At 36.5% G+C, this 1,285-nt stretch carries 3 protein-coding genes; 1 reads left to right on the top strand and 2 read right to left on the bottom strand.

Annotated features, from left to right (window positions below):
- Nucleotides 1-122: 122 nt before the first annotated feature.
- Nucleotides 123-461: a DUF5615 family PIN-like protein gene (locus PX481_RS24495; protein WP_288096532.1), complete on the top strand. Its 339-nt coding sequence runs from the start codon at nucleotides 123-125 to the stop codon at nucleotides 459-461.
- Nucleotides 462-772: 311 nt separating this feature from the next.
- On the opposite strand, the gene PX481_RS24490 is transcribed toward PX481_RS24495, so the two are convergent.
- Nucleotides 773-979, bottom strand: coding sequence for a type II toxin-antitoxin system HicB family antitoxin (locus tag PX481_RS24490; protein ID WP_004159326.1), 207 nt, complete (start codon nucleotides 977-979; stop codon nucleotides 773-775).
- A 47-nt stretch (nucleotides 980-1,026) separates the two neighbouring features.
- A complete protein-coding gene (locus tag PX481_RS24485; protein ID WP_288096535.1) occupies nucleotides 1,027-1,170 on the bottom strand; it encodes a hypothetical protein in 144 nt (47 codons plus the stop codon).
- Between the last annotated feature and the right edge of the window lie 115 nt (nucleotides 1,171-1,285).

Here is a 1,285-nt window from a genome sequence, read left to right as displayed (position 1 = left end):
TAGCAAATGGAGAGAATTCTTGTCCATTAAGAAATGTTACAAATTACATGGGTACATTAAGATAAGTTAAGGGGGTGCATCCATTGATGGATAAGGGTTTTCAGCTATTGTGGTATATATGTATGGGGGAAGTTCAGTTATTAGATGAAAATTTGTCAGATCGGATTATTGATAAAATAATTGATTTATATTCTAATTCTCAGCACGTCAAGACTTTAGGACTGATCAATACTGATGATGCACTTATCTGGGAATTTGCCAAATTCAACGATTTTGTAATTGTCTCTAAAGATGCCGATTTTCATCAGCGCAGTCTATTATATGGTCATCCACCAAAATTTATCTATCTTCGTATTGGTAATAGTCCCACTGCAAAGATTATCGAAATTTTAAGAGGTTATTTTTTAATTATTGTTGAATTTTTTGATAGTGAAACAGAAAGTCTGTTGATATTAAGTTGAGTGCGATCGCTTAATCTGGTAGGGTTTGTGTTTGCGGCTACCAATTCTGTTAAAAAACCAAAATCAATAATCCGCTCCCCACGCAGCAAATTTATTATTAAATTGGTGTGTTACGCTATCGCTAACACACCCTACTGGATTGTTTCAGTTAATTTGGTGTATTAGAAAAATGCTATAAATTCTATAATTTAAGACTTTAAGCCGAAATCTATTGCCCTATTTTAGCTGAAACAGTCCACTGCGTTTAATTTTCCAACCTATGCTTTTTAATGCTTTTAAAACTTGTTTGGCTTTCGTTGCTGACCATTGACTCATAGAGCAACAAATGATAAATTTAGGTGATTTTCTGGAAGTTCTCCCTGTTCAAGTTGATCGGCTAAGACACGCAAAGCAAGTGCTTGAACTTTAGCAATAGCTTCCTGTTGACTATTGCCATAGACTAAAACTCCCGGAAGTTCGACGATTTCAGCAATATATCGTCCATCTTCTTCTTGTTCTATGTCAATCTTATAATTCATTTGAGAATTACCTATGGGATGACCTGCTGTCTTGATTATATTAGATTTTATATCCGCTCTTGTCGGTTGGATTGACCTAAAAAAACCCAACACACAATTAGATAGGGTTTGCCGAAAAAGCTTTTCGGTGGTGGCAGGGTGTGGGGTGTGGGGTGTGGGGTGTGGGGTTTTACCAGTTTTGAGGTGGTCAACTACCTAATTTTCAGGGAAAAAGTACCTGAATTTTCCCCCGATCCCCGCAATGGCTGGCACTTTTTGAGGGGAAAAAAGTCCAAAAGTCTTATCCAACAAGGTTTTTAGATTTAT

The organism is Microcystis sp. M53603_WE2 (assembly GCF_030065435.1).
This window is presented reverse-complemented; position numbering and strand designations above follow the sequence as displayed.